The organism is Pseudorhodoferax sp. Leaf274 (assembly GCF_001422445.1).
Taxonomy (GTDB): domain Bacteria; phylum Pseudomonadota; class Gammaproteobacteria; order Burkholderiales; family Burkholderiaceae_C; genus Pseudorhodoferax.
The window spans coordinates 366,443-390,287 of the sequence record NZ_LMNA01000030.1; the positions used below are offsets into that span (position 1 = coordinate 366,443).

Consider the following 23,845-nt stretch of genomic DNA (forward strand, 5'->3'; position numbering starts at 1 on the left):
GGAGCGCACCCCGATGCCCGCGGCCATCCCGGTCTTCCTGCTCACGCTCGTCCTCGTCATCTGGCAGCCGCGCGGGCTGGGCATCGGCTGGAGCGCGTCCCTGGGCGCCGTGCTGGCGCTGGCCTTCGGCGTCGTGCAACCGGCCGACATCGCGGTGGTGTGGGGCATCGTCTGGAACGCCACCGCCACCTTCGTGGCGGTCATCCTCATCAGCCTGCTGCTGGACGAGGCCGGCTTCTTCGAATGGGCCGCGCTGCACGTGGCCCGCTGGGGCGGCGGCCACGGGCGCCGGCTGTTCGCCGCCATCGTGCTGCTGGGCGCGGCCGTGGCGGCGCTGTTCGCCAACGATGGCGCGGCGCTGATCCTGACGCCCATCGTCATGGCCATGCTGGCCGCGCTGGGCTTCTCGCCGGCCGCGACGCTGGCCTTCGTGATGGCGGCCGGCTTCATCGCCGACACGGCCAGCCTGCCATTGGTCGTCTCCAACCTGGTCAACATCGTGTCGGCCGATTTCTTCGGCATCGGCTTCAACCGGTACGCGGCGGTGATGGTGCCCGTCAACGTCGCCGCGGTGCTGGCCAGCCTGCTGGTGCTGCTGCTGTACTTTGGCCGGGCCGTGCCGGCGCGCTACGACCTGGCCCAGCTCCAGGCGCCGGCGCAGGCCATCCGCGACCCGGCCACCTTCCGCGCAGGCTGGGTGGTGCTGGCGCTGCTGCTGGTCGGCTTCTTCGGCCTGGAGCCGCTGGGCGTGCCGGTCAGCGCGGTCGCGGCCGTGGCCGTCGTGGTGCTGCTGGCGGTCGCGGCCCGGGGCCAGGTCATCAGCACGCGCAAGGTGCTGCATGGCGCGCCCTGGCAGATCGTGGTGTTCTCGCTCGGCATGTACCTCGTGGTCTACGGGCTGCGCAACGCGGGCTTGACGGACCGCATCGCCGCGCTGCTCGATGTGTTCGCGCAGGGCGGCGTCTGGGGCGCGGCATTGGGCACGGGCGTGCTCACGGCGCTGCTGTCCTCGGTCATGAACAACATGCCCACGGTGCTGATCGGCGCACTGTCCATCGACGCATCGCAGGCCAGCGGTGCGGTGAAAGAGGCCATGGTCTATGCCAACGTGATCGGCTGCGACCTGGGCCCCAAGATCACGCCCATCGGCAGCCTGGCCACACTGCTGTGGCTGCACGTGCTGCAGAAGAAGGGCATGACGATCGGCTGGGGCACCTACCTGCGCGTGGGCACGGTGCTCACGCTGCCCGTGCTGCTGGTGACGTTGTCGGCACTGGCGCTGCGCCTGAGCCTCGGCTGAACCCTGCATCGACCCAAGGAACCGAAATGGGCAACATCACGATCTACCACAACCCTGCCTGCGGCACGTCGCGCAACGTGCTGGCGATGATCCGCAACAGCGGCGAGGAGCCGCAGATCATCGAATACCTGAAGACGCCACCCGACCGGGCCACGCTGGAGCGGCTGATCGCGGCCATGGGCATCGCGCCGCGCGGTCTGCTGCGCAGCAAGGGCACGCCCTACGACGCGCTCGGCCTGGACAGCCCCGTGTGGACCGACGCGCAGCTGATCGACTGCATGCTGCAAGAGCCGATCCTCATCAATCGGCCCATCGTCGCCACGCCGCTGGGCACGCGGCTGTGCCGGCCTTCGGAGGCGGTGCTCGACCTGTTGCCGCGGCCGCAGCAGGGCGCCTTCACCAAGGAAGACGGCGAGGCCGTGGTCGACGGGCAGGGCGCGCGCATCGCCAGGCCCTGAAGTGCCCGCGCCGGGCGCGTGGCGGGGGCTCGGCGCAGCGGCATGGGCGCGCGTGCGGCGACCTGCCGTGGCGGGCCGCGCCACGCGGTGGCTTCAGGCGGGCACCACCGCCTCGCCCAGGTTCAGCATGAGCCGGTTGGCCCAGGCGAAGATCGCCACGGCGTGCACGAGGTCCAGCAGCTCCAGCGCCGACAGCCCGGCCGCGCGCAGCGGTGCCAGCTGCGCCGCGCCGAAGCGGCCCGGGGCGGCGGTCAGGTCGATCGAGGCCTGCACGATGGCGCGTTCGCGTGCCGTCGTGCCCGCGCCCTGCGGCTCGGCGAAGACCTGGGCGATCACGTCGTTGCGCTTGGCCAGCTGCTCGAAGCGCTGGGCGTGCACCGAGCAGCAGTAGACGCAGCCGTTCACGCGCGACACCACGGCGCTGGCCAGCTCGCGCTCGGCGCGCGACAGGCCACCCGGCGCATACATGATGGCGTTGAAGACGATGGAGCGCTGCTCCAGGATCTCGGGCTGCTGGACCAGCGTGAGGTAGTAGTCGCTGGTCTTGGCCTTGGGGTGGCTGGTCTCCAGGATCTTGAGTTGCGCGGGGGTTGCCTGCGCCAGGTCCAGCACGGGCAGCCAGGCCTTCCAGTCCAGCGTCTCGCTGGTGTAGCCGTTCAGGCGCAGCGGCTCGCCGGGCTTGGGCAGGTTGGCGGGGTGCACGAAGGGTACTTCGTCCGTGGGCGCTGCGGCGGGCGCGGCGGCGTCGCCGAGCGCAACCATGGCCTGCAGGCCGGCGACCACGCGCACCTGGTAGGCCACGAAGGCGATCAGCTGGGCCAGCGCGATCACCGCCGGCGTGGAGAGGCCCGCGGCGGGCAGGCGCAGCAGCGCGTCGCGGTCGCCTTCCACGGGGCGCAGGGCCAGCAGGCGCGCGTAGCCGAGGATGGTGTCCAGGCGTGCATCGCCCGTGGGCTGGCGGCCTGCGCGTGCGGCCTGCTCGGCTGGGTTCAGCTGCAGGGCCTGCAGCCGCTCGCGGTAGTGCGCCTGCAGGGGCGCACTGTCCGAGGCCTCGGCGATGGCCAGCGCGCTCAGCAGGCGCTCGGCCAGCGACAGGCCGGGCAGGGCCGGATCGAACAGGCTGTCGTCGCTGCCCTGGGTCGCGGCGACGACCTTGTCGCGCTGGTGGCGCACGGCGTGCGTGGCGCTGCCGGGTGCCAGCGGCACCAGGCGGTCGATCAGGTCGGAAGAACTGTTGGTCATGGCGTGGTCCGCAGATGTTGGGTGGCCTGTTGCAGGAAGTCGCGCACGCCGGCCCAGGAGGCCGCGTCCGCATGCGCGTTGGGGGCGGGCGCGCCGCCCGTGGTGCTCAGGCGGCCGGAGACGGGGTGCGCGTAGACGAGTTGCGTGGTCGGCACGGTGGGGAACACGATGGCGTGGCCCGCGCCTGCGAAGTCGAGGTGCTGCACGGGCCAGGCATGGCCGTGCGCGGCCAGCCGCTCGGCCACCATGGCGCAGTACAGGCTGGAGGGCCAGGAGCCGTCGTCGCTGGCCGACAGCAGCAGCACCGGCCCGCGGATGCGCTCCACGCGGATGCGTGCGCGCTCCACGGCATCCGCGTCCTGCAGGGCCGTCAGCAGCGCGTTGGCGTGGCGGCGCGGCTCGGGGCCTTCGTCCCAGGGCGCCCAGGTGGCCGTGCGGTTGTCCTGCCACAGGTGCGGCAGCGGCTGGCCACGGAAGATCCAGGCCGGGCCGTTGCGGCTGTCGGGGCCGTTGGCCGGGTTGCAGGCGTTCTGCGCGCTGTGCACCACGGCGCCCGGCACGTAGCCGATCACGGCCGAGACGAGTTCGGGAAACAGCGAGGCCAGCAGCAGCACGAGCTCGCCGCCGCGCGACTGGCCCGACAGCGCGACGAAGCCGCCGAGCGGGCGGACCTCGGCGTGCAGCCACTGCAGCGCGGTCTCGAAGTATTCGAGATGCGTGTCGGAGATGTGGTCGGGCCGGCCCGGCGACTTGAAGTAGCCGAGGGCGAGCGCCGCGTAGCCGTGCGAGGCGTAGAGCGCGGCGCGCGGCTCGTTGATGCCGCCGCCCGAGCCGTTCAGCACCATGACGGCCGGGTGCGGGCCCGGGCCGGGCGGCAGGAACAGCGTGGCCGACAGGCCCTGGTCGCGGATCTCGCGCCGCGTGACGCCGGGGCCGGCCAGGCGCTGCACGAACTCGGCGGACCAGGTGCTGCCGTCGGCGCGCTGCAGCGTGAGGGAGGTGCGCAGCGGCGCGGCCGGCTCGGCCGCGAACACCTCGCGCGGCGCGCCGGCGCGCTCGGGCGCCTGCGACCAGACGAGGCCCATGGGCGCGACGCCCTGGTAGCTGCCTTCGACCGGCGCATCGCGCTCCAGGTCGACGGAGCCCTGCGCGTCGGCGCGCAGCCGCACCTGCGCCGTCCACACGATGCCAGGCCCGCGCACGGTGCGGCTGCTCAGCAGCACTTCTTCACCGGGCGCGAGCCCGTCGGCCGCGATGCGGCGCGGCTGGTCGATCAGCGCGTCGGCCGGGGTGGCGTGCAGCATGGCCTCAGTTCCGCGTGACCTGCATCGCGGTCGTGCGGTCGCTCAGCAGCGGCTCGACTTTCAAGCCCTTCTTGGCGGCCCAGATGTTCTTGTAGTGGAACAGCGGGATCTGGCCCACGTCGTCGGTCACGAGCTTGGCGGCGTGGCGGAACACGGCCTCGCGGCGGCGTGCGTCGAACTCCACGGTGGCGGCGTCCAGCGCCTTGTCCACGCTGTCGTTGCTGTAGCGGCCCCAGTTGTTGATGCCGCGGCCGCGCTTGGGATCGTGCGAGGCCAGGGTTTGCAGCAGGCCGTAGCCGGCCTCGCCCGTGCCGTTGCCCCAGGCGATCACGCTGACGGCGAACTCGTTGCGGCCGGCGCGGGCCGAGTACACCGACCACGGCACGACCTCGACCTTGGTCTTCACGCCGATGCGTGTCCAGAACTGCGCCACGGCCTGCACGCTCTCGGGCGCCTGCGGGTAGCGGTCGCCCGGCACGTGGATGCTGATCTGGAAGCCCTGCGGGTAGCCGGCATCGGCCAGCAGCTTCTTGGCCTGCTCGGCGTTGTAGGCGATGTCCTTGACCTCGGGGTTGTAGCCGAAGCTGCCCTTGGGCATCCACTGGTTGGCCTCTGTCACCGTGCCCTGCAGCACGCGGTCGACGATGGCCTTGCGGTTGATGCCGATCGACAGGGCCTGGCGCACGCGCACGTCCTGCAAGGGGTTCTTCTCGAGCGGCTTGCCGGCGTTGTCGGTGATGAACTCGTTGGTGCCGGCGCGCAGGCTGGGTTGCAGCAGCAGCACGCGCAGGCCGGGGTAGGTGTAGACGCTGACGGAAGGCGTCTTGCGCAGCTTCTCGACATCGGTCACGGCCACCTTGTCGATCACGTCCACGTCGCCGGCCAAGAGCGCGGCCGTGCGCGCCGCGCCGTTGTTGATGAAGCGGTAGGTCACGCGGTCCCACAGCGGCTTGGGGCCCCAGTAGCTGGTGCTGCGCTCGAACACGGTGCGGTCGCCCGGCGTGTACGAGATGAACTTGTAGGGGCCGGTGCCGACCACGGCGCGGCCGGCGTTGTAATCGGCCGTCTGCGACTTCTCGCCCACGTGCTTGCTGACGATGTAGACCGAGGCGAGCTCCAGCGGCAGCATGGGGTTGGGGCCGGTGGTCTTGACGATGACGGTGTGCGCGTCCCTGGCCGTGACCGATTCCACCGTGCGCAGCGCGCCCGCGTACGAGGCGACCGAGCCCGGTACGGCCCGCGCGCGCTGCAACGAGTACAGGATGTCGTCGGCCGTCATGGGCTTGCCGTCCTGCCACTGGATGTCGGTGCGCAGCTTGAATTCCCAGGTGGTCTCGTCCAGCGCCTTCCAGCTGGCGGCCAGGCCGGGGTCGAGCTTGCCGCCGTCGCGCGAGGCGACGATGGAGTCCCAGAAGTGCAGCGCCAGCGAGCGGTCGCCCGCATGGTTGTTGAGCTGCGGGTCGACCGAGGAGATCGGGTCGGCGAAGGCGATGGACAGGTTGTTCTGCTGCGCCTGCGCGCCGTGGGCAGCCAGCAGCGCGGCGGCCAGCAGGGGGAGGAGGTGGTGCTTGCGCATGCGGGTCCTTTCAGGCAAGAGAGTGGTCAAGAGGTTTCGTCGTCGAGATGGCAGGCGCTCAGGTGCTGCACGGCGATGCCGCGCAGCCTGGGGGCCTCGGTGCGGCAGCGCGGCATGGCGTGCGGGCAGCGCGGGTGGAAGTGGCAGCCGCTGGGCGGCGCGAGCGGGCTCGGGATCTCGCCGCGGATCGGCGCGAACTGCGTGCGGCGGGTGCCGATCTTGGGGATCTCCTGCAGCAGCGCGCGCGTGTAGGGGTGGTGCGGCCGCGCGAACAGTTCGGCCACGGGCGCGCTCTCGACCACGCGGCCCAGGTACATCACGACCACGCGGTCCGACAGGTGCTCGATCACGCCCAGGTCGTGGCTGATGAACAGGTAGGCCAGGCCCAGCTGCTCGCGCAGGTCCATGAACAGGTTCAGGATCTGCGCCTGGATCGACACGTCGAGCGCTGCCACGGCCTCGTCGCTGACCAGCATGGCGGGCTGCACCGCCAGCGCACGCGCGATGCCGATGCGCTGGCGCTGCCCGCCGCTGAACTGGTGCGGGTAACGGTGGCGCAGGGAGGGGTCCAGCCCCGCGCGCGTGAGCTGGGCGCAGACATAGTCGTCCTCGCCGGCTGCATCGGTCAGGCCGTGCAGGCGCGCGGCCTCGCCGACGATGCGCGCCACGCGCAGGCGTGGGTTCAGGCTGCCGAACGGGTCCTGGAACACCATCTGCACGCGCAGCCGCGCCTGCAGGCGGGCCTTGGCATCCAGCGTGGCAAGCGGCTTGCCGTCGACCAGCACCTCGCCATCGCTGGGGTGCAAGAGGCCGGCTGCGATGCGGCCCAGCGTGGACTTGCCGCAGCCCGATTCGCCGACCAGACCCACGACCTCGCCCGGGCGCACGGCCAGGTCGACGTGGTCGACGGCGTGCGTGATGGCGGGCTGGTCCGCCAGGCCCAGGCGGCGCAGGCCGCGGGTCAGCGCGCCTTCGGGCCGTTCGCCGAAGCGCATGGAGATCCGGCGCAGGTCGACCAGCGGAACCGCGTTCTCTGCGGAATTGGGCAGCGCGCTCATGCGGCTTCTCCTGGATGGATGCAGCGCACGCCATGCGTGGCCGCATCAGGGCGCGGGTGCTGCAGTTCGGGCATGGCCGCATTGCACTGCGCCGTGGCCCGGCTGCAGCGCGGCGCGAAGGCGCAGCCGGGCGGCAGCCGCGCGAGGTGCGGCGCCATGCCGGGGATCTGGCGCAACCGCGCGCCGCGCTGGTTGGCGCTGGGCAGGCTGCCGATCAGGCCCTGGGTGTAGGGGTGCTGCGGGCGGTCGAGCACGTCGTCCACGCGGCCGATCTCGACGATGCGGCCGGCGTACATCACGGCCACGGCATCCGCGAGGCCGGCGACGACGGACAGGTCGTGGCTGATCCAGATCAGCGCCGTGCCGCTGTCCCGCACGAGCTTTTGCATCTCCGACAGGATCTGCGCCTGGATGGTCACGTCCAGCGCCGTGGTGGGTTCGTCCGCGATGATGAGGTCGGGCTTGTGCAGCAGCGCGATGGCGATCGCCACGCGCTGGCGCATGCCGCCCGACAGCTGGTGCGGGTAGGCGCGCAGCCGTTCCTCGGGGCTGGCGATGCCGACCAGTGTCAGCGCCTCGGCCGCCTCGCGCCGCGCCTGGTCCTTGCCGACGCGGCGGTGCGCGCGCACCGCCTCGACCATCTGCGTGTCCACGCGCAGCACCGGGTTCAGCGTGGCCATGGGGTCCTGGAAGATCATGGCGATGCGGTTGCCGCGCAGCTGGCGCAATTCCTTGTCGCCCATCTGCGCGAGGTCGCGGCCCTGGAACAGCACCTGGCCGCCCTCGACGCGGCCCGGCGCGTCGACCAGGCCCATGATGGAAAAGCCCGTGACCGACTTGCCCGAGCCCGACTCGCCGACCAGGCCCAGCACCTGGCCGCGCTGCAGGCTGAAGGACACGCCGTCGACCACGGGCAGCACGCCGTCGCGCGTGTGGAAGCGGGTGCGCAGCTCGCGCAACTCCAGCACCGGAAGGTCCACCGCACTCATTTCTGCAACCTCGGGTTCAGCACGTCGCGCAGGTGGTCGCCCACCAGGTTGATCGCGACGATGGTGGCCAGCAGCGCCAGGCCGGGGAACACGCTGATCCAGTATTCGTTGGACAGCAGGTACTGGTAGCCGTTGGAGATCAACAGGCCCAGCGAGGGCTCGGTGATGGGCACGCCCAGGCCCAGGAAGGACAGCGTGGCCTCCAGCGTGATGGCGCGCGCCACCTGCAGCGCGCCGATCACGAGCAGCGGCGGCAGGCAGTTGGGCAGCACATGGCCGACCAGAATGCGCCAGCGCGGAATGCCCTGGCCGCGCGCCGCGTCCACGTACTCGCGCCGCGTCTCCACCAGGGCCTGGCCGCGGGCCGTGCGCGCGTAGTAGGCCCATTCCAGCAGCACCAGCGTGAGCACCACGTTGCCGATGCCCTTGCCCAGGTAGGCCAGGATCATGAGCGCCATGAGGATGGTCGGGAACGACAGCAGCAGGTCCACCAGGCGCATCAGCAGCGCGTCCACTCGGCCGCCGGCGTAGGCCGACAGCAGGCCGACCAGCGTGCCGACCACGGCCGCGATCAGCGCCGAGCCCACGCCCACCACGAGGCTGATGCGCAGGCCGTAGACGATGGCCGAATACAGGTCGCGGCCCTGGCCGTCGGTGCCCAGCCAGTAGGTGAAGCTGTCCAGGCCGTTGCGCGCGCCGGGCGCGAGGCGCGCGTCCAGCACGTCCAGCTGCATGAGGTCGTAGGGGTTCTGCGGCGTGATCCAGGGCGCTGCCAGCGCGGCCAGCACCACGAGCGCGAGCACCACGAGCCCGAACACGGCCGTGCGCGAGCGCAGGAAGTCGGTGACGGTGCGCCACCACAGCGAGTCTTCGCGTGCAGTGCTCATCGGATGCCTCCGAACGGTTGTGCGGGTGCTCTCAGCGCGTTGTCGGCATCCAGGCCCGTTCGCTGTGCCGATCCCCACTGCGTGGGGCCCCTCGTCATGGCGCTCATCGGGCGCCCTCCAGCCTGACGCGCGGATCGAGCAACCGATACAGCACGTCCACCACCAAATTCAGCGTCACGAAAATCACCACCACCACCATGAGGTAGGCCACGACCACGGGCCGGTCGAGCGAATTGATGCTGTCCAGGATCAGCTTGCCCGCGCCGGGCCAGGCGAAGATGGTTTCGGTCACGACCGCGTAGGCAATGGTCGAGCCGAGCTCCAGGCCCAGCACGGTGACCAGCGGGATCAGCGTGTTGCGCAGCACGTGCACCAGCATCACGCGCTGCGGCGACAGGCCCTTGGCGCGCGCGAACTTCACGTAGTCCTGCGGCAGCACCTCGCGCACGCCGGCGCGCGTGAGCCGCAGCACCATGGAGATCTTGAACAGCGCGAGGTTGAAGGCCGGCAGCAGCAGGTGCACCAGGCCGTCCCAGGTGAGCCAGGACCAGGCCACGCCGAACAGCTCGCGCGTGGCGCCGCGCCCGCCCGCCGGCAGCCAGCCCAGCTGCACGCTGAACACCATGATCAGCATCAGCGCGACCCAGAAGGCCGGCAGCGAGAAGCCCACGATGCTGGTCGTCATGACCGCACGAGAGAGCGGATGCTCGGGCCGCATGCCCGCGAAGAGGCCGAGCGGCACACCGATCAGCACGGCCATCAGCAGCGCCGCGACCGCCAGTTCCAGCGTCGCCGGCAGGCGGTGCAGGATCAGGCGGATCGCGTCTTCGTTGTAGACGAAGCTGCGGCCGAGTTCGCTGCGCAGCGCGCCTTCCAGGAAGGCCAGGTACTGGCGCCACAGCGGCTGGTCCAGCCCCAGGCGCGCGATGGCGGCGGCGCGCTCGGCCTGGTTCATGTCGTCGCCGATCAGGATGTCCACCGGGTTGCCGATGGCGTGCATGCCGACGAAGACGATGACCGTCATCGCGAGCACCACGAGCAGGGCCTGGCCCAGGCGGCGCAGCAGCCAGCCGGTCATGGGGACGGGCCCTCCACATATGCAGGAAATTGCGCCTCGGTCCACTCATGCCCCTGCAGTTCCGGCTCGGCGTAGCGCTGCATGTTGGCGAAGTGCATGGGCATGTCCTCGGCCAGCAGCTGCGCGGCCAGGCCGCGCGCCAGGCGCTGCGCGCCGTCGGTGATCTGCGGGATGTCGCCGGCGCCTGCCCCCTGCGACAGCGCGGCCGCGTAGTTGTAGCAGTGCACGCGCTCCAGGCCCGGGCAACTGCCTGGCTGTTTCTGCTGGAACTCGAACAGCGGGCCCAGGTCGGGCGACTCGGCCAGTTCGGCATCGTCCTGGCCCGCGGGCGCGGTGAAGCGGTCCTGCCACAGCCGCACATGGGGCTGCAGCGCGGCGAACTCGGGCCGCAGCGCCCAGTCGGTGCGAAAGCCGGTGCAGAAGACCACGTGGTCGGTCGCGAGCGGGCCCTTGGCCGTGTCCACGCGCAGGCTGCCGTCGGCCCGCACGCTGGCACCGAGCGCGCCGGCACCCAGGTGGAAGAAGGCGTTCGCGTGGCGCGACACGCGCAGCGTGCTGCCCTGCGGCGGCGGCACCTGCTGTTGGTTGAGGTAGTGGCGCAGGCGCCATTTCCATTCGTCGGACAGCAGGCCGAAGCCGTGCGACATGCCGGGGCTGCCTGCGCCCTTGCCCTTGTTGATGCGCGGCAGCTCGCTGCGGCGGATGAGGATGTCCACGCGCGCGGCGCCGGCTTCGAGCGCGGTGGCCGCGGCGTCCATGGCCGAGGCACCGCCGCCGATCACGGCCACGCGGCGCCCGCGCAGGGTGGCGCCCTCCCAGGCGTGGGCGGAATGGTCCCATCGGTCGCTGGGGAGCTGGTGCGCCCAGGCCGGCACCCAGGGGCCGCCCAGGCCGTCGCGGCCCGTGGCCAGCACCACGTGGCGGGCCAGCACGGTGTAGGCGCGATGGCCGTCCCCTGCATCGACGAGGTCCAGCGCCACCACGCCGTCGGCGCGCGGGCGCACGGCATGCACGCGCTGGCGGTTGCGCAGGTCCAGGCCCAGCACGCCGCGGTACCAGCGCAGGTAGTCCATCCACTGCAGGCGCGGGATCTTGTCCAGCGCCTGCCACGCCGGCAGGCCGAACTGCGACTCGAACCAGGCGCGGAAGGTCAGCGCCGGCAGGCCCAGTGCGGGGCCGGTCAACTCCTTGGGCGAGCGCAGTGTCTCCATGCGCGCCGTCGTCGCCCAGGGGCCCTCGAAGCCGGCCGGGGCCTGGTCGAACACCGGCGCCTGCAGGCCCAGGTGCTTGAGCGCGGCGGCCAGCGCCAGGCCCGCCATGCCGCCACCGATGACGGCCACGTCGAGCACGGGCACGCCGTCGCGTTCGCTGGGCGGCACCCAGCGCTTGGCGGGCAGGGCGAGCCATTCCAGGTCCTGGCGCAGGCGTTGCTCCAGGGCGGCGAGGCCGGTGGGGGTGGGGGATGTCGTTGTCATGGGGTCAAACGCGGGGAGAGGGCAATTCGGCGTGGGCGGCCTGCAGCAGCTCGGCATGCAGGGAGGCAGGGTGTTCCACGAAGCCCGGCACGCCGGCGGCTGCAGCGAGCAGGGCGTCGGCCAGCGCCTGCGGCCGGCGGCCCAGGGGGCGGCCCTGCTGCGCGATGGCGCCGAAGAAATAGGGGATGTCGCTGGCCAGCGGGCGCACGCAGGTGCCGGGCAAGGGCATGCCGTGTGCGCTCAGCGGGTCGAGCAGCGCGATGCCCAGGCCCGCGCGCGCCATGGCGATGGCGTTCACCGACGAGTTGGTCTCGACGGTGCTGGCCGGGCGCGTGGCGGCCGTGCCCAGCACCTGGTCGATGCGGCTGCGCAGCCGGTAGGGGTTGGCCAGCGTGATGATGCGCTGCGCCGCCAGCGCGGCGGGCTCCAGCGCCGGGTGGGCCGCCAGCGGATCGGTGTCGGCCAGCACCGCCACGCAGGGCGCCTGGCCGATCCACAGCAGCTGCAGGCCGCGGTGCTCCAGCGGCAGGCTGGCCATGCCCAGCTGCACGGCGCTGCTCAGCACGGCCTGCAGCACGCGTTCGGGCGGGGCGCTGTGCAGGCGCACGGGCGCGGCGCCCAGCTCCTGTTCCAGCGCCCGCAGGGCCTGCGGCAGCAGGCCCACGGCCACGGCCGAGGTGGCGGCCAGCAGCAGCGGCTCGCCGCCCTGGCCGATCTCGGTGGCGCGCACGCGCAACTGGCGCCAGCTGCCCAGCAGCGGCTCCACCTCCTCGTAGAGCAGGAAGCCTTCCTGCGTGGGCGTCACGCGCGGCCCGTGCCGCGTGAAGAGGGCATAGCCCGTGGCGGCCTCCAGCTCATGCACCAGGCGCGTGACGGCCGGCTGCGAGCGGTCGAGCAGGCGCGCCGCGCCGGTCATGCTCCCGGTGGACATGACGGCGGCGAAGGCTTCGAGCTGGCGGATATCCATCGTCTTGACTATCTGATATGTGGATGATGACGCAATCATCATCCATTTTGCAAATAATTAAAACGAGGATGCATATGCGGCGAAGGCCGCGGATGCATACGGGGACGTGGATCTGCCTGCGTTCGCGGGCGATCCCAATGTGGACATGGACTGCAGGCCGCTGCCCGGCACGCCGTCGCGCACCGCGGCCCGGGCCCGTTCGAACGGGCCTGCGGCCGGGCCGTCAGCCCCTTGTCGGCAGCACGAGGTGGAACACGCTGCCCTGGCCCTGCACGCTTCGGACGCCGACCGAGCCGCCCTGGGCCTCCACCAGCCGCTTGACCAGGGCCAAGCCCAGCCCGACGCCCTGGTAGGCCTTGCGCGAGCCCTCGCTGAGCTGCTGGAAGGCCACGAACAGCCGCGGGAAATCCGCCTCGGCGATGCCGATGCCGTCGTCTGCCACTTCGATGCGGAACATGCCGTGGCCCTGCGCCGTGGCCGTGACGCGCACATGCCCACCCGGCTCGCAGAACTTGATGGCGTTGGAGACATACGCGGCCACCACCTGCGTGAGCCGCGTGGCGTCGGCCGTCACTTCGTCGACCTCGGGCGCCACCTCCACCTGGACATCGACCTGTCTGCGTTCGGCATCCGCCTGCAACAGCGTCACCACCTGCGCGCAGACCGCCCGCAGCGACAGGCGTTCAGGTGCCAGGTCGAGCTTGCCCGACTCGATGTTGGCCATGTTGAGCATGGCCTCGATGAGCGACAGCAATTGCTTGCCGCTCCGGTCGATCTGGCCCAGGTGGCCCTTGAGCTTTGGCGAGGCCGACACGGCCGGGTCCGTGCCCATCAGGTAGGCCATGCCCAGGATGCCGTTCAGGGGCGTGCGCAGCTCGTGCGACATGTTGGCCAGGAACTGGCTCTTGAGGCGGCTGCTCTCGGCCAGCTCGCGGTTCTGCGCTTCCAGCAGCAGTGCGTGCACGCGGGTCTGCTCGGCTTCCCTGGTCAGCGTGATGTCCTGCAGCATGACCATCGTCGCCCCGGGGCTGGTGGGCAGGCCGATCGCGATCAGGTCGAACCAGCGGGCCTCGCCCTGCCTGCGCACCAGCTGCAGCTGGTGGCGGTAGGTGGCCCCGGCCGCGACCGCCCGCGCCGCTTGCGCCTCGGTGGTGGCGAATGCCTCGTCCGACGCATGCAGCACCCGGGACGGCAAGCCGATGAAGGCGTCGAGCGGGTAGTCGAACATGCGCGCAGCGCCGGCGTTGGCCCAGGTCACGCGCCCGCCGGCGAACTTGACGAAGCCGATCAGGTCGGTGTCGAGGATGGCCTGCTCCTCCTCGCCCAGGCGCTGCAGGTCGCCGCGCATCTTCGCCAGTTCGGTGATGTCGTACAGCACGGCGCGGATCGACAGCACACGGCCCTCGCCATCGCGCACCGCGACCGCGCTGGCCAGCACGCGCCGCGCGCCGTCCTGCTTGCCCACCAGCTCGAATTCGAGGTCCCTGGTCTCGCCGTGCGCCAGCAGTTCGGGGAGCTTGGCGGCGAACAGCTCCCTGCCTTCCGCCGTCAGGAACTCCGGCAGCGAATGGCCGATGACCTCGTCGCGCGCGCAGTCGACCCAGCGCAGCGCCGTCGCGTTGATCCGGACGAAGCGGCCCTCGGCATCCAGCGTCAGGTAGCCGCAGGGCGCGTTCTCGTACAGGTCGGACAGCTCCTGTTCGCTGGCCTGCAGCCGGGCATTGCGCTGCTGGATGGCCTCGGCCATCTCGTTCAGGCGGGTGGACAGGGCATTCACTTCCCGGGGCCCCGCGGCGGTGCTGCGGTGCGCCAGGTCGCCACGGCCCAGCGCACCCGCATCCTGCGCCAGCCGCCGCAGCGGCAGGGAGATCCGGCGCGCCACCAGGGCAGACAGCAGCAGGCCGATCGCCAGCATGGCGGCGCCCGCCATCAGGCTTTCGTGCAGGCGCGTCCGCACGGGCTCCATGGCGGCATCCTCCGGCACGCCGACGTAGACCTGCCAGGGCAGCCGCTTGGCGGTCGCGTAGCCCGCGATGCGGCGCACGCCGTCGGCGCTGGGCCCATCCCAGACGCCTTCGCCGGGCTGCAGGCCGCCACGGGCTGCGGCGCCATCTGGACCCGGTACTGACGGGGCGCCGGGAACGGTCAGGCTGCGGCCGATCCACTCCTCTGGCTTGAGCGAGCGCGCCACCACGATGCCGTCGCTGCCGGTCACGGTGATCACGCTGCCTGGGGGACCGTAGCCCCCGGGTGCCAGCAGCGATTGCAAGCCCGTCAGTTCGGATGCGATGGTCACCAGGCCTGCCACCTGGCCACCGCGCTCGATCCGGACCGAGAACACGGCCATCGGTGCACCGTTGGCCATCGACGTGACCGGTGCCGTCACGACGAGGCCGTTGCGCGCCAATCCTTCCTCGAACGACCTGCGCTGCCGTTCGCCGACGACCGCGCCGCGCACGTCCGGCTGCAGCGTGCCGATGTTGCGGCCGTCCGGCGTCCAGACCGCGATGTTGCTGATCTCGCCCGGCAGCCTGCCGGCCAGGCCCAGCAGCAGGGTGTCGTTGAGTGCGGTGTCCTGCGGCGTGGTGCCCACGGTCGTGCTCAGCACGTTCAGCACCTGCAGGATGTCGCCGATGTGGTCGTCCAGGCGCGCCGCGGTCACGCGCGCCGTGCCCAGCATCTGCTGGCCCGCCTGCGCGCGGTCATGGCTGGCCTGCCGGGAGGTGGTGATCAGCAGGAAGGCCAGGAACGGCAGGCCCAGGGCCAGGACCAGCAACAGCAGTTGCCGTTGGATGGAAAAAGTACGGCGGTGCAACATGTCTCGGGTCGGCTCCCACGCGGTCTGGTCGTTCCGTGCAATTGTGCCCAGGCGGAAACCGCTGCCGGCCGCGGCCGCCGCCGCGCTGCACTGCACCGGTGCACGCAACGCACGGCATCGGTGCGGCAGCGATGGGCGGTGCATTCCGTCGGACGCGCAGCATGCGGCGGCCTGCCGCCATGGCGATCGGTCTTCACAATGTCGCCACATTCGTTGTAGGGGATTTCCCTACATTCCCACGCGACGTTCCGTCCCTCAGAAAGTGCTTGCATGACTTCTCTCACGTCCGCGGAAGACTCCGCCGTGCGTACCGCCGCTGCCGCCGGCGAGGCATCGCACGAATGCCTGAGCTTCCAGCTCGGCGCCGTCGAATACGGCATCGACATCCTGAAGGTGCAGGAGATCCGCGGCTACGAGGAGCCCACGCGCATCGCCAATGCGCCGCCCTTCATCAAGGGCGTGGTCGACCTGCGCGGCGTGATCGTGCCGATCATCGACCTGCGGATCAAGTTCGGACAGCAGACGTTCGAGTACGGCCCATCAACCGTGACGGTGATCCTCAACATGGCGCGCATGGTCGTCGGCGTCGTGGTCGATGCGGTGAGCGACGTCGTCGAGCTCGCGCCCGAGCAGATCCTGCCGGCACCGGAATTCGACAGCGCCATCGGCGTGGACTTCATCACCGGCATCGGCAGCATCGCCCAGGGCGAGCGGCAACGCATGCTGATCCTGGTGGACATCGAACGCCTGATGGGCAGTGCAGAGATGGGTCTGATCGCGCAGGCGCATTGAAGCATCCATCGGCTCGACCCGACGACGCAGCGATCCGTCTGCGACGCCAAGAACACCTGTCAGCCTTTGAACGAGAAGATGACGGTCCCCAGGGCGCGGTGCGCCTCAACATCCCCAAGTACAACAAATGTTCTCCAACCTGACACTCAAGAAAAAGCTCACGCTGACCTTCGCCGCATTGCTGGCCACGGCCGGTGCATTGATCGTCGTCGCGGTCGTCAACCTGGCCAAGATGCGCGAGACGACCGCCTGGAACACCCACACCTATGAAGTGATGTTCCAGGGCGAAGGCATGCTGACGAACATGGTCAACATCGAGACCGGCATGCGCGGGTTCGTGGCCAGCGGCGACGACAAGTTCCTCGAGCCCATGAAGCAGGGCCAGCGCGACTTCGGCACGTACTTCGACAAGGCCAAGTCGCTGACCTCGGACAACGCGGCCCAGCAGGCGCGCCTGGCCAAGCTGCAGGAGAACCATGTCAAGTTCGTCGAGGTGGCCAACGCGCTGATCGCGCTGCGGCGCGACGTGACCGCGGGCAAGGCCGCGCCCGAGCTGTTGCAAAAGGAGTTCACCGCGGGCCGCGACAAGGCCGCGATGGATGCGTTCCGCAGCGGCGTGGCCGAATTCAGGAAGGTCGAGTCCGACCTGCTGGGCGTGCGCGCCGCAGCGATGGACAGCACGGCCTCGCTGACCAACAACACCATGGTGTTCGGCGGCCTGGCGTTGAGCGCTTTGACGATCGCGCTCGGCGTGCTGCTCACGCGCAGCATCTTCCGGCAACTGGGTGCCGAGCCGGCCACGGCGGTGGACGTCGTCTCCGCCGTCGCCAAGGGCGACCTGAGCGTGACCATCGACGTGAAGGCGGGCGACCGCACCAGCCTGCTGGCCCAGATGGGCACGATGCGCGACAGCCTGGCGCAGGTGGTGGCCGACGTGCGCAGCAATGCCGAGGCCGTGGCGTCCGCCAGCACGCAGATCGCGCAGGGCAACCAGGATCTGTCGGGCCGCACCGAAGAGCAGGCCAGCGCGCTGGAGGAAACGGCCGCGTCGATGGAAGAGCTCGGCGTGACCGTCAAGCAGAACGCGGACAACGCCCGCCAGGCCAACCAGCTGGCCGTGACGGCCTCCGAGGTCGCGGCACAGGGCGGCGACGTGGTGGCGGAGGTGGTCGACACCATGAAGGGCATCAACGACAGTTCGCGCAAGATCGCCGACATCATCGGCGTGATCGACAGCATCGCCTTCCAGACCAACATCCTGGCGCTCAATGCCGCGGTGGAGGCGGCGCGCGCCGGCGAACAGGGCCGCGGCTTCGCGGTGGTTGCCAGCGAGGTGCGCACCCTGGCGCAGCGCAGCGCCGAGGCCGCCAAGGAGATCAAGGCCTTGATCGGTGCCAGCGTCGAGCAGGTCGAGAAGGGCACGGCGCTGGTGGACAAGGCTGGCGCCACGATGACCGACGTGGTCGCGTCGATCCGCCGCGTGACCGACATCATGGGCGAGATCAGCGCGGCCAGCAGCGAGCAGAGCGCTGGCGTGTCGCAGGTCGGCGAAGCCGTCACGCAGATGGACCAGACCACGCAGCAGAACGCCGCGCTGGTGGAGGAGAGCTCTGCCGCGGCCGACAGCCTGAAGGCGCAGGCGCAGCAACTCGTCCAGGTGGTCGCCGTGTTCAAGCTCGGTGCGCACGCGCCCGCCGCCACGGCTGCTGCGGCCCCGCCGGTCGTGGAGCGGCGTGGCCCGGACCGCGCCAAGAACGTGACGCGTCCCGCGTTCGGCAAGGCCAGGCCTGCCGCCACCAAGCCGGCGCCCGCTGCGCTGCCCAAGCCGGCGGCCGACACGGCGGGCAAGCGCACCGGCACGGACGACTGGGAAAGCTTCTAGCCACCGCGCCAGCGCGCGCTCAGACATAGCGCTTCTCCAGCGCATCCCATTCGGGCTTGCCGACCAGGCGCTGGCGTTCGGCGAACGGCGTGACCAGGCCGCTGTCCTCGCGCACCTGCTTCTCGTCGCGCAACACGGTCAAGGCGTTCTGCATGCCGGCCACGGCCCCCTGCAGCGCGGCGTTGGCGTACAGCACGATGCCGTAGCCCAGTGCGCCGAGCTGGTCGGCGTCGAAGATCGGCGTGCGCCCGCCGATCACCATGTTCATGAGCTGCGGCTTGGCCAGCCGCCGGGGCAGGGCGCGCACTTCCTCGGGCTTCGTCACCGCTTCGACGAACAGGATGTCGGCGCCGGCCTCGGCGAAGCGCTGCGCGCGTTCGATGGCGGCCTCGAAGCCGTGCGTGGCCGCCGCATCGGTGCGGGCCATGACGAGCAGGTCCGGGTCATGGCGCGCATCGACGGCGGCTTGGATCTTGCCGACGGCCTCTTCGGTGGAGATGACCTCCTTGCCCGAGAAATGGCCGCAGCGCTTGGGCGCGACCTGGTCCTCGAGCTGGATGCAGTCGGCGCCCGCGCGTTCGAGCACGCGCACCGTGTGGCGCACGTTGAGCGCGTTGCCGAAGCCGGTGTCGGCGTCCACGAGCAGCGGCACGTCCACGGCATCGCGGATGCGCGCCGTGTGCTCGGCGATCTCGTGCAGGCCCATGAACCCCTGGTCCGGCATGCCGAACCACATGTTGGTCACGCCGGCGCCGGTCACGTAGATGGCCTGGAAGCCCAGGTCGGCGATGACCTTGGCGGACAGGGCGTTGAAGGCGCCCGGCACGAGCAGGCCCGTGCGGGCTTCGACCAGGGCGCGGAGTTGTTTGCGGGTGGACATGCGGTGTCTTTCGTCGGAGATCAGAAGCTGTCTGCGGGCACGCGCACGAAGCCCTCCATGAGCACGCGCGCGCTGCGGCCCATCGAGGCCTGGGTGACGGTCCACCGGCCATCGGCCAGGCTGACCTGGGCGCCGACGCGCAGGGTGCCGGAGGGGTGCCCGAACCGGACGGCCTGCCGCTCGCCGCCCCCGGCCGCCAGGTTGACGAGCGTGCCGGGCACTGCCGCCGCCGTGGCGATGGCCACGGCCGCCGTGCCCATCATGGCGTGGTGCAGCTGGCCCATGGACAGCGCGCGCACGAGCAGGTCGATGTCCGCCGCCGCGACCTGCCTGCCGCTGGAGGCCGTGTAGCCGCGCGGCGGTGCGACGAAGGCCACCTTGGGGGTGTGCTGGCGGCCGGCGGCCTCGGCCACGTCCTGGATCAGGCCCATCCGCACGGCGCCCCAGGCGCGGATGGCCTCGAAGCGCGCCAGTGCCGCCTTGTCGCCATTGATGGCGGCCTGCAGCTCGGTGCCGGTGTAGCCGAGGTCCCCGGCGTTGAGGAAGATGGTGGGAATGCCGGCGTTGATCAGCGTGGCCTGGAAGCGGCCGACGCCCGGCACCTCCAGCGTGTCGACGGGCCGGCCCGTCGGGAACATCGCGCCGCCGTCCTCGCCTTCGTCCGCCGGGTCCATGAAGTCCAGCTGCACCTGCGCGGCCGGGAAGGCCACACCGTCGAGCTCGAAGTCCCCCGTCTCCTGCACCTCGCCGTCGGTGACCGGCACCTGCGCCACGATGGTCTTGCCGATGTTGGCCTGCCAGATGCGCACGGTGGCCAGGCCGTCGCGCGGGATGCGTTCCGCATTGACGAGGCCATGGGCGATGGCGAACGGCCCGACCGCGGCCGACAGGTTGCCGCAGTTGCCGGACCAGTCGACGAACGCGCTGTCGATCGCCACCTGGCCGAACAGGTAGTCCACGTCGTGTCCGGGCCGCGTGGAGCGCGACACGATCACGGCCTTGGAGGTGGACGAGGTGGCCCCGCCCATGCCGTCGGTCTGCTTGCCGTAGGGATCGGGGCTGCCGACCACGCGCAGCAGCAGCGCGTCGCGGGCCGGGCCCGGCTGCCGGCAGCGCTCGGGCAGGTCCTGCAGGCGGAAGAACACGCCCTTGCTGGTGCCGCCACGCAGGTAGGTGGCGGGGATCTTGAGTTGGGGTGCGAATGCCATGGGGTTCGGTGTCTCCATTCACGCGGCCTGGGCCTGCGCCGCGAGGAAGTCCTGCGCGAAGCGTTGCAACACACCGCCCGCCTCGTAGACCGACACTTCCTCGGCCGTGTCGAGGCGGCAGCTGACCGGCACCTGCTCGGTGCGGACACCGCGGCGGTGGATCGCCAGGGTGAGTGTGGCACGTGGCGTGCGCTCGCCCACCACGTCGTAGGTCTCGGTGCCGTCCAGGCCCAGCGTGCGCCGCGTGGTGCCCGGCAGGAACTCCAGCGGCAGCACGCCCATGCCGATCAGGTTGGTGCGGTGGATGCGCTCGAAGCCTTCGGCCACGACCGTCTCCACACCGGCCAGGCGCACGCCCTTGGCGGCCCAGTCGCGGCTGGAGCCCTGGCCGTAATCGGCGCCGGCGATGACGATGAGCGGCTGGGCTCGGCCCAGGTAGGTCTCGATGGCCTCCCACATGCGCACGACCCGGCCCTCGGGCTCGATGCGGGCCAGCGAGCCCTTCTGCTGCACCCCGTCCACGAGCGCCATCTCGTTGACGAGCTGCGGGTTCGCGAAGGTCGCGCGCATGGCGGTCAGGTGGTCGCCGCGGTGCGTGGCGTAGGAATTGAAGTCTTCCTCGGGCAGGCCCATCTGCGCGAGGTATTCGCCCGCCGCGCTGTCCGGCAGGATGGCGTTGGAGGGCGAGAGGTGATCGGTCGTGATGTTGTCGGGCAGCAGGGCCAGCGGGCGCATGCCCCTCAAGGTGCGCGGATTGGCGGCCAGCGCGCCCACGCCCTCGGTGTCCCAGTAGGGCGGGCGGCGGATGTAGGTGGAGGCAGCGCGCCAGCCGTACTGCGGCGACACGCGTTCGCCATCGTCCACGCGCAGCGCGAACATGGGCTCGTAGACGCGGCGGAACTGCTCGGGCTTGACGCTCGCAGCGACGATGGCATCGATCTCTTCGTCCAGGGGCCAAATGTCCTTCAGGCGGATGTCCTTGCCACCCACCACGCCCAGCACGTCCTGCTCGATGTCGAAGCGGATCGTGCCTGCGATGGCGTAGGCCACGACCAGCGGCGGCGACGCCAGGAAGGCCTGCCGGGCATGCGGGTGGATGCGCCCGTCGAAGTTGCGGTTGCCCGACAGCACGGCCGTGGCGTAGAGGTCGCGCTCGACGATCTCCTGCTGGATCTGCGGGTCGAGCGCGCCGCTCATGCCGTTGCAGGTGGTGCAGGCGAAGGCCACGATGCCAAAGCCCAGTTGCTCCAGCTCCGGCAGCAGGCCGGATTCCTGCAGGTACAGCTCCACCGCCCGGGAGCCCGGTGCCAGCGAGGTCTTGACCCAAGGCTTGCGCGCCAGGCCCAGCCGGTTGGCGTTGCGCGCCAGCAGTGCCGCGGCGATCACGTTGCGCGGGTTGCTGGTGTTGGTGCAGCTCGTGATGGCGGCGATGACCACGGCGCCGTCGGGCAGCAGGCCCTGCGCCTCCTGCGCGCGCGCCTGCGCCAGGCCCTGCGCGATGCCGCGTTCGGCCAGCGCGGAAGTGGGCAGGCGGCGGTGTGGGTTCGACGGGCCGGCCATGTTGCGCACGACGCTGGAGAGGTCGAACCGGAGCACGCGCCCGTAGTCGGCCGTGCGCAGCTGGTCGGCCCACAGGCCTGCGGTCTTCGCGTAGGTCTCGACCAGCTGCACCTGGGCCTCGTCGCGGCCGGTCAGGCGCAGGTAGGCGATGGTCTGCGCGTCGATGGCGAACAGCGCGGCGGTCGCGCCGTACTCGGGGCACATGTTCGAGATGGTCGCCCTGTCCCCGATGGTGAGATGGCGCGCGCCGTCGCCGAAGAACTCGAGGTAGGCGCCGACGACCTTCTGCTGGCGCAGGAACTCGGTCAGCGCGAGCACGGTGTCGGTGGCGGTGATGCCGCTCTGGCTGCGCCCCGTCAGCTCCACGCCCACGATGTCGGGCGTGCGCATCCAGGAGGCGCGGCCCAGCATCACGTTCTCGGCCTCCAGCCCGCCCACGCCGACCGCGACCACGCCCAGCGCGTCGACATGCGGCGTGTGGCTGTCGGTGCCGACACAGGTGTCCGGGAAGGCCAGGCCATCCTGCACGGCGACCACGGGCGACATCTTCTCCAGGTTGATCTGGTGCATGATCCCGTTCCCCGCCGGGATCACCTCCACGTTGGCAAAGGCCTTCTTCGTCCACTCGATGAAGTGGAAGCGGTCCTCGTTGCGGCGGTCCTCGATGGCGCGGTTCTTCGCGAATGCATCGGGGTCGAAGCCGCCGCACTCCACGGCCAGCGAATGGTCCACGATGAGCTGCACGGGCACGACCGGGTTCACGGCCGCGGGGTTGCCACCTTGCGCAGCGATGGCATCGCGCAGGCCCGCCAGGTCCACCAGCGCGGTCTGGCCCAGGATGTCGTGGCAGACCACGCGCACGGGGTACCACGGAAAGTCCAGATCGGTGCGGCGCTCGATGAGCTGGCGCAGGTAGTCGTCCATGCGGGCGGGGTCGGCGCGGCGCACGATGTTCTCGGCGTGCACGCGCGCGGTGTAGGGCAGGCGGTCCCAGGCGCCGGGGCGCAGCGCATCGACGGCGGCGCGCGCGTCGATGTAGTCCAGCGCCGTGCCGGGCAGGTTCTTGCGGTGTTTCGGATGCATCGGGGGAACGGGGGCAACGGGTAAAAAAGGGCGGGCCTGCGGCCCGCCCGAACGACCAGCGGTCGAGGGTGAATGATCGGCGCCTGCGCTCAGCGGCGCTCTTCGATGGGCACGAAGGCCAGGTCTTGCGGCCCGGTGTAGTTGGCACTGGGGCGGATGATCTTGTTGTCCACGCGCTGCTCGACCACGTGCGCGGCCCAGCCGCTGGTGCGCGCGATGACGAACAGCGGCGTGAACATGGCGGTCGGCACGCCCATCATGTGGTAGCTCACCGCGCTGAACCAGTCCAGGTTGGGGAACATGGTCTTCTCCTCCCACATGACGGCTTCCAGCCGCTCGGCGATGTCGTACATCTTGGTCGAGCCGGCCGCGTCCGACAGCCGCCGGGCCACGCCCTTGATGACCACGTTGCGCGGGTCGCTCACGGTGTAGACCGGGTGGCCGAAGCCGATCACCACCTCCTTGCGCTGCACGCGCGCGCGGATGTCGGCCTCGGCCTCGTCGGGGTTGTCATAGCGCTTCTGGATCTCGAAGGCCACCTCGTTGGCGCCGCCGTGCTTGGGGCCGCGCAGCGCGCCGATGGCGCCGGCAATCGCCGAGTACATGTCGCTGCCGGTGCCGGCGATCACGCGGGCCGTGAAGGTGGACGCGTTGAACTCGTGCTCGGCGTACAGGTTCAGCGAGGTGTGCATGGCACGCACCCATGCCTCGGAAGGCTTCTCGCCGTGCAACAGGTGCAGGAAGTGGCCGCCGATGGAGTCGTCGTCGGTCTCGACCGGGATGCGCTTGCCCTGGGTGCTCCAGTGGTACCAGTACAGCAGCATCGAGCCCAGCGAGGCCATGAGCCGGTCGGCGATGTCGCGCGCGCCGGGCAGGCCGTGGTCGTCCTTCTCGGGCAGGATGCAGCCCAGCGCCGAGACGCCGGTGCGCATCACGTCCATCGGGTGGCTGCTGGCGGGCAACTGCTCCAGCGCATCCTTCACGCTGGCCGGCAGGCCGCGCATGGCCTTGAGCTTGGCCTTGTACGCCTTGAGTTCGGCGCGCGTGGGCAGCTTGCCGTGCACCAGCAGATGGGCGATCTCCTCGAACGCGCAGACCTCGGCGATGTCCAGGATGTCGTAGCCGCGGTAGTGCAGGTCGTTGCCGGTGCGGCCCACGGTGCACAGCGCGGTGTTGCCGGCAGTCACGCCCGAGAGGGCGACGGACTTCTTGGGCTTGAAGCCGGTGGCAGCGGCTTGGATGCTGGTGTTGTTCATGCTTCGCAATCTACGCAAAATACGCGTTTTGC

The 23,845-nt window shown here is 70.8% G+C and carries 18 protein-coding genes; 4 read left to right on the forward strand and 14 right to left on the reverse strand.

Annotated elements, in window-relative coordinates:
• Positions 1–13 precede the first annotated feature (13 nt).
• The gene (locus ASF44_RS28465; RefSeq protein ID WP_056902630.1) at positions 14–1,300 is read left to right on the forward strand and encodes an arsenic transporter; all 1,287 of its coding nucleotides are present in this window, start codon (positions 14–16) and stop codon (positions 1,298–1,300) included.
• Positions 1,301–1,326: 26 nt separating this feature from the next.
• A complete protein-coding gene (gene arsC / locus ASF44_RS28470; RefSeq protein ID WP_056902631.1) occupies positions 1,327–1,758 on the forward strand; it encodes an arsenate reductase (glutaredoxin) in 432 nt (143 codons plus the stop codon).
• 93 nt (positions 1,759–1,851) lie between these two features.
• Here arsC and ASF44_RS32635 read toward each other — a convergent pair whose 3' ends face one another.
• The 10 genes from ASF44_RS32635 to ASF44_RS28520 form a co-directional block, all read right to left on the reverse strand.
• Positions 1,852–3,000 (reverse strand): peroxidase-related enzyme, encoded by a 1,149-nt coding sequence (locus ASF44_RS32635; protein WP_200930673.1) that lies wholly within the window; start codon positions 2,998–3,000, stop codon positions 1,852–1,854.
• Entirely contained in the window at positions 2,997–4,304 is a 1,308-nt protein-coding gene (locus tag ASF44_RS32640) for an acyl-CoA thioesterase/bile acid-CoA:amino acid N-acyltransferase family protein (protein WP_056902632.1), read from the reverse strand. Before ASF44_RS32640 ends, ASF44_RS32635 begins: the two co-directional genes overlap by 4 nt.
• Positions 4,305–4,308: 4 nt before the next feature.
• A complete protein-coding gene (locus ASF44_RS28485; protein ID WP_056902633.1) occupies positions 4,309–5,880 on the reverse strand; it encodes an ABC transporter substrate-binding protein in 1,572 nt (523 codons plus the stop codon).
• Between the two features lie 26 nt (positions 5,881–5,906).
• The gene (locus tag ASF44_RS28490; protein WP_056902634.1) at positions 5,907–6,938 is read right to left on the reverse strand and encodes an ABC transporter ATP-binding protein; all 1,032 of its coding nucleotides are present in this window, start codon (positions 6,936–6,938) and stop codon (positions 5,907–5,909) included.
• Positions 6,935–7,927, reverse strand: a complete 993-nt coding sequence (locus tag ASF44_RS28495) for an ABC transporter ATP-binding protein (protein WP_056902635.1) — start codon at positions 7,925–7,927, stop codon at positions 6,935–6,937. Before ASF44_RS28495 ends, ASF44_RS28490 begins: the two co-directional genes overlap by 4 nt.
• The gene (locus ASF44_RS28500) at positions 7,924–8,814 is read right to left on the reverse strand and encodes an ABC transporter permease (protein ID WP_056902636.1); all 891 of its coding nucleotides are present in this window, start codon (positions 8,812–8,814) and stop codon (positions 7,924–7,926) included. Before ASF44_RS28500 ends, ASF44_RS28495 begins: the two co-directional genes overlap by 4 nt.
• A 103-nt stretch (positions 8,815–8,917) precedes the next feature.
• A complete protein-coding gene (locus tag ASF44_RS28505; protein ID WP_056902637.1) occupies positions 8,918–9,892 on the reverse strand; it encodes an ABC transporter permease in 975 nt (324 codons plus the stop codon).
• Positions 9,889–11,367 carry an NAD(P)/FAD-dependent oxidoreductase gene (locus ASF44_RS28510; protein ID WP_056902638.1) on the reverse strand — a complete coding sequence of 493 codons (1,479 nt, stop codon included), beginning with the start codon at positions 11,365–11,367 and terminating at the stop codon, positions 9,889–9,891. Before ASF44_RS28510 ends, ASF44_RS28505 begins: the two co-directional genes overlap by 4 nt.
• A 4-nt stretch (positions 11,368–11,371) precedes the next feature.
• Positions 11,372–12,334, reverse strand: a complete 963-nt coding sequence (locus ASF44_RS28515) for a LysR family transcriptional regulator (protein ID WP_056902639.1) — start codon at positions 12,332–12,334, stop codon at positions 11,372–11,374.
• Between the two features lie 223 nt (positions 12,335–12,557).
• Complete coding sequence (locus ASF44_RS28520) at positions 12,558–15,152, reverse strand: ATP-binding protein (protein ID WP_056902640.1); 2,595 nt, start codon at positions 15,150–15,152, stop codon at positions 12,558–12,560.
• Between the two features lie 270 nt (positions 15,153–15,422).
• Here ASF44_RS28520 and ASF44_RS28525 point away from each other — a divergent pair, with 270 nt between their 5' ends.
• Both ASF44_RS28525 and ASF44_RS28530 read left to right on the forward strand, forming a co-directional pair.
• Positions 15,423–15,944, forward strand: coding sequence for a chemotaxis protein CheW (locus ASF44_RS28525; protein ID WP_082525112.1), 522 nt, complete (start codon positions 15,423–15,425; stop codon positions 15,942–15,944).
• 127 nt (positions 15,945–16,071) lie between these two features.
• Positions 16,072–17,826: a methyl-accepting chemotaxis protein gene (locus ASF44_RS28530; protein WP_056902642.1), complete on the forward strand. Its 1,755-nt coding sequence runs from the start codon at positions 16,072–16,074 to the stop codon at positions 17,824–17,826.
• A 19-nt stretch (positions 17,827–17,845) separates the two neighbouring features.
• On the opposite strand, the gene ASF44_RS28535 is transcribed toward ASF44_RS28530, so the two are convergent.
• The 4 genes from ASF44_RS28535 to prpC all read right to left on the reverse strand — a co-directional run bounded on the left by ASF44_RS28535 (position 17,846) and on the right by prpC (position 23,813).
• Positions 17,846–18,706, reverse strand: coding sequence for an oxaloacetate decarboxylase (locus tag ASF44_RS28535; protein ID WP_056902643.1), 861 nt, complete (start codon positions 18,704–18,706; stop codon positions 17,846–17,848).
• A gap of 20 nt (positions 18,707–18,726) precedes the next feature.
• Complete coding sequence (gene prpF, locus ASF44_RS28540; protein WP_056903054.1) at positions 18,727–19,914, reverse strand: 2-methylaconitate cis-trans isomerase PrpF; 1,188 nt, start codon at positions 19,912–19,914, stop codon at positions 18,727–18,729.
• Between the two features lie 18 nt (positions 19,915–19,932).
• A complete protein-coding gene (gene acnD / locus ASF44_RS28545; protein WP_056902644.1) occupies positions 19,933–22,557 on the reverse strand; it encodes a Fe/S-dependent 2-methylisocitrate dehydratase AcnD in 2,625 nt (874 codons plus the stop codon).
• A gap of 89 nt (positions 22,558–22,646) precedes the next feature.
• Positions 22,647–23,813, reverse strand: coding sequence for a 2-methylcitrate synthase (gene prpC / locus ASF44_RS28550; protein WP_056902645.1), 1,167 nt, complete (start codon positions 23,811–23,813; stop codon positions 22,647–22,649).
• Positions 23,814–23,845: the final 32 nt, after the last annotated feature.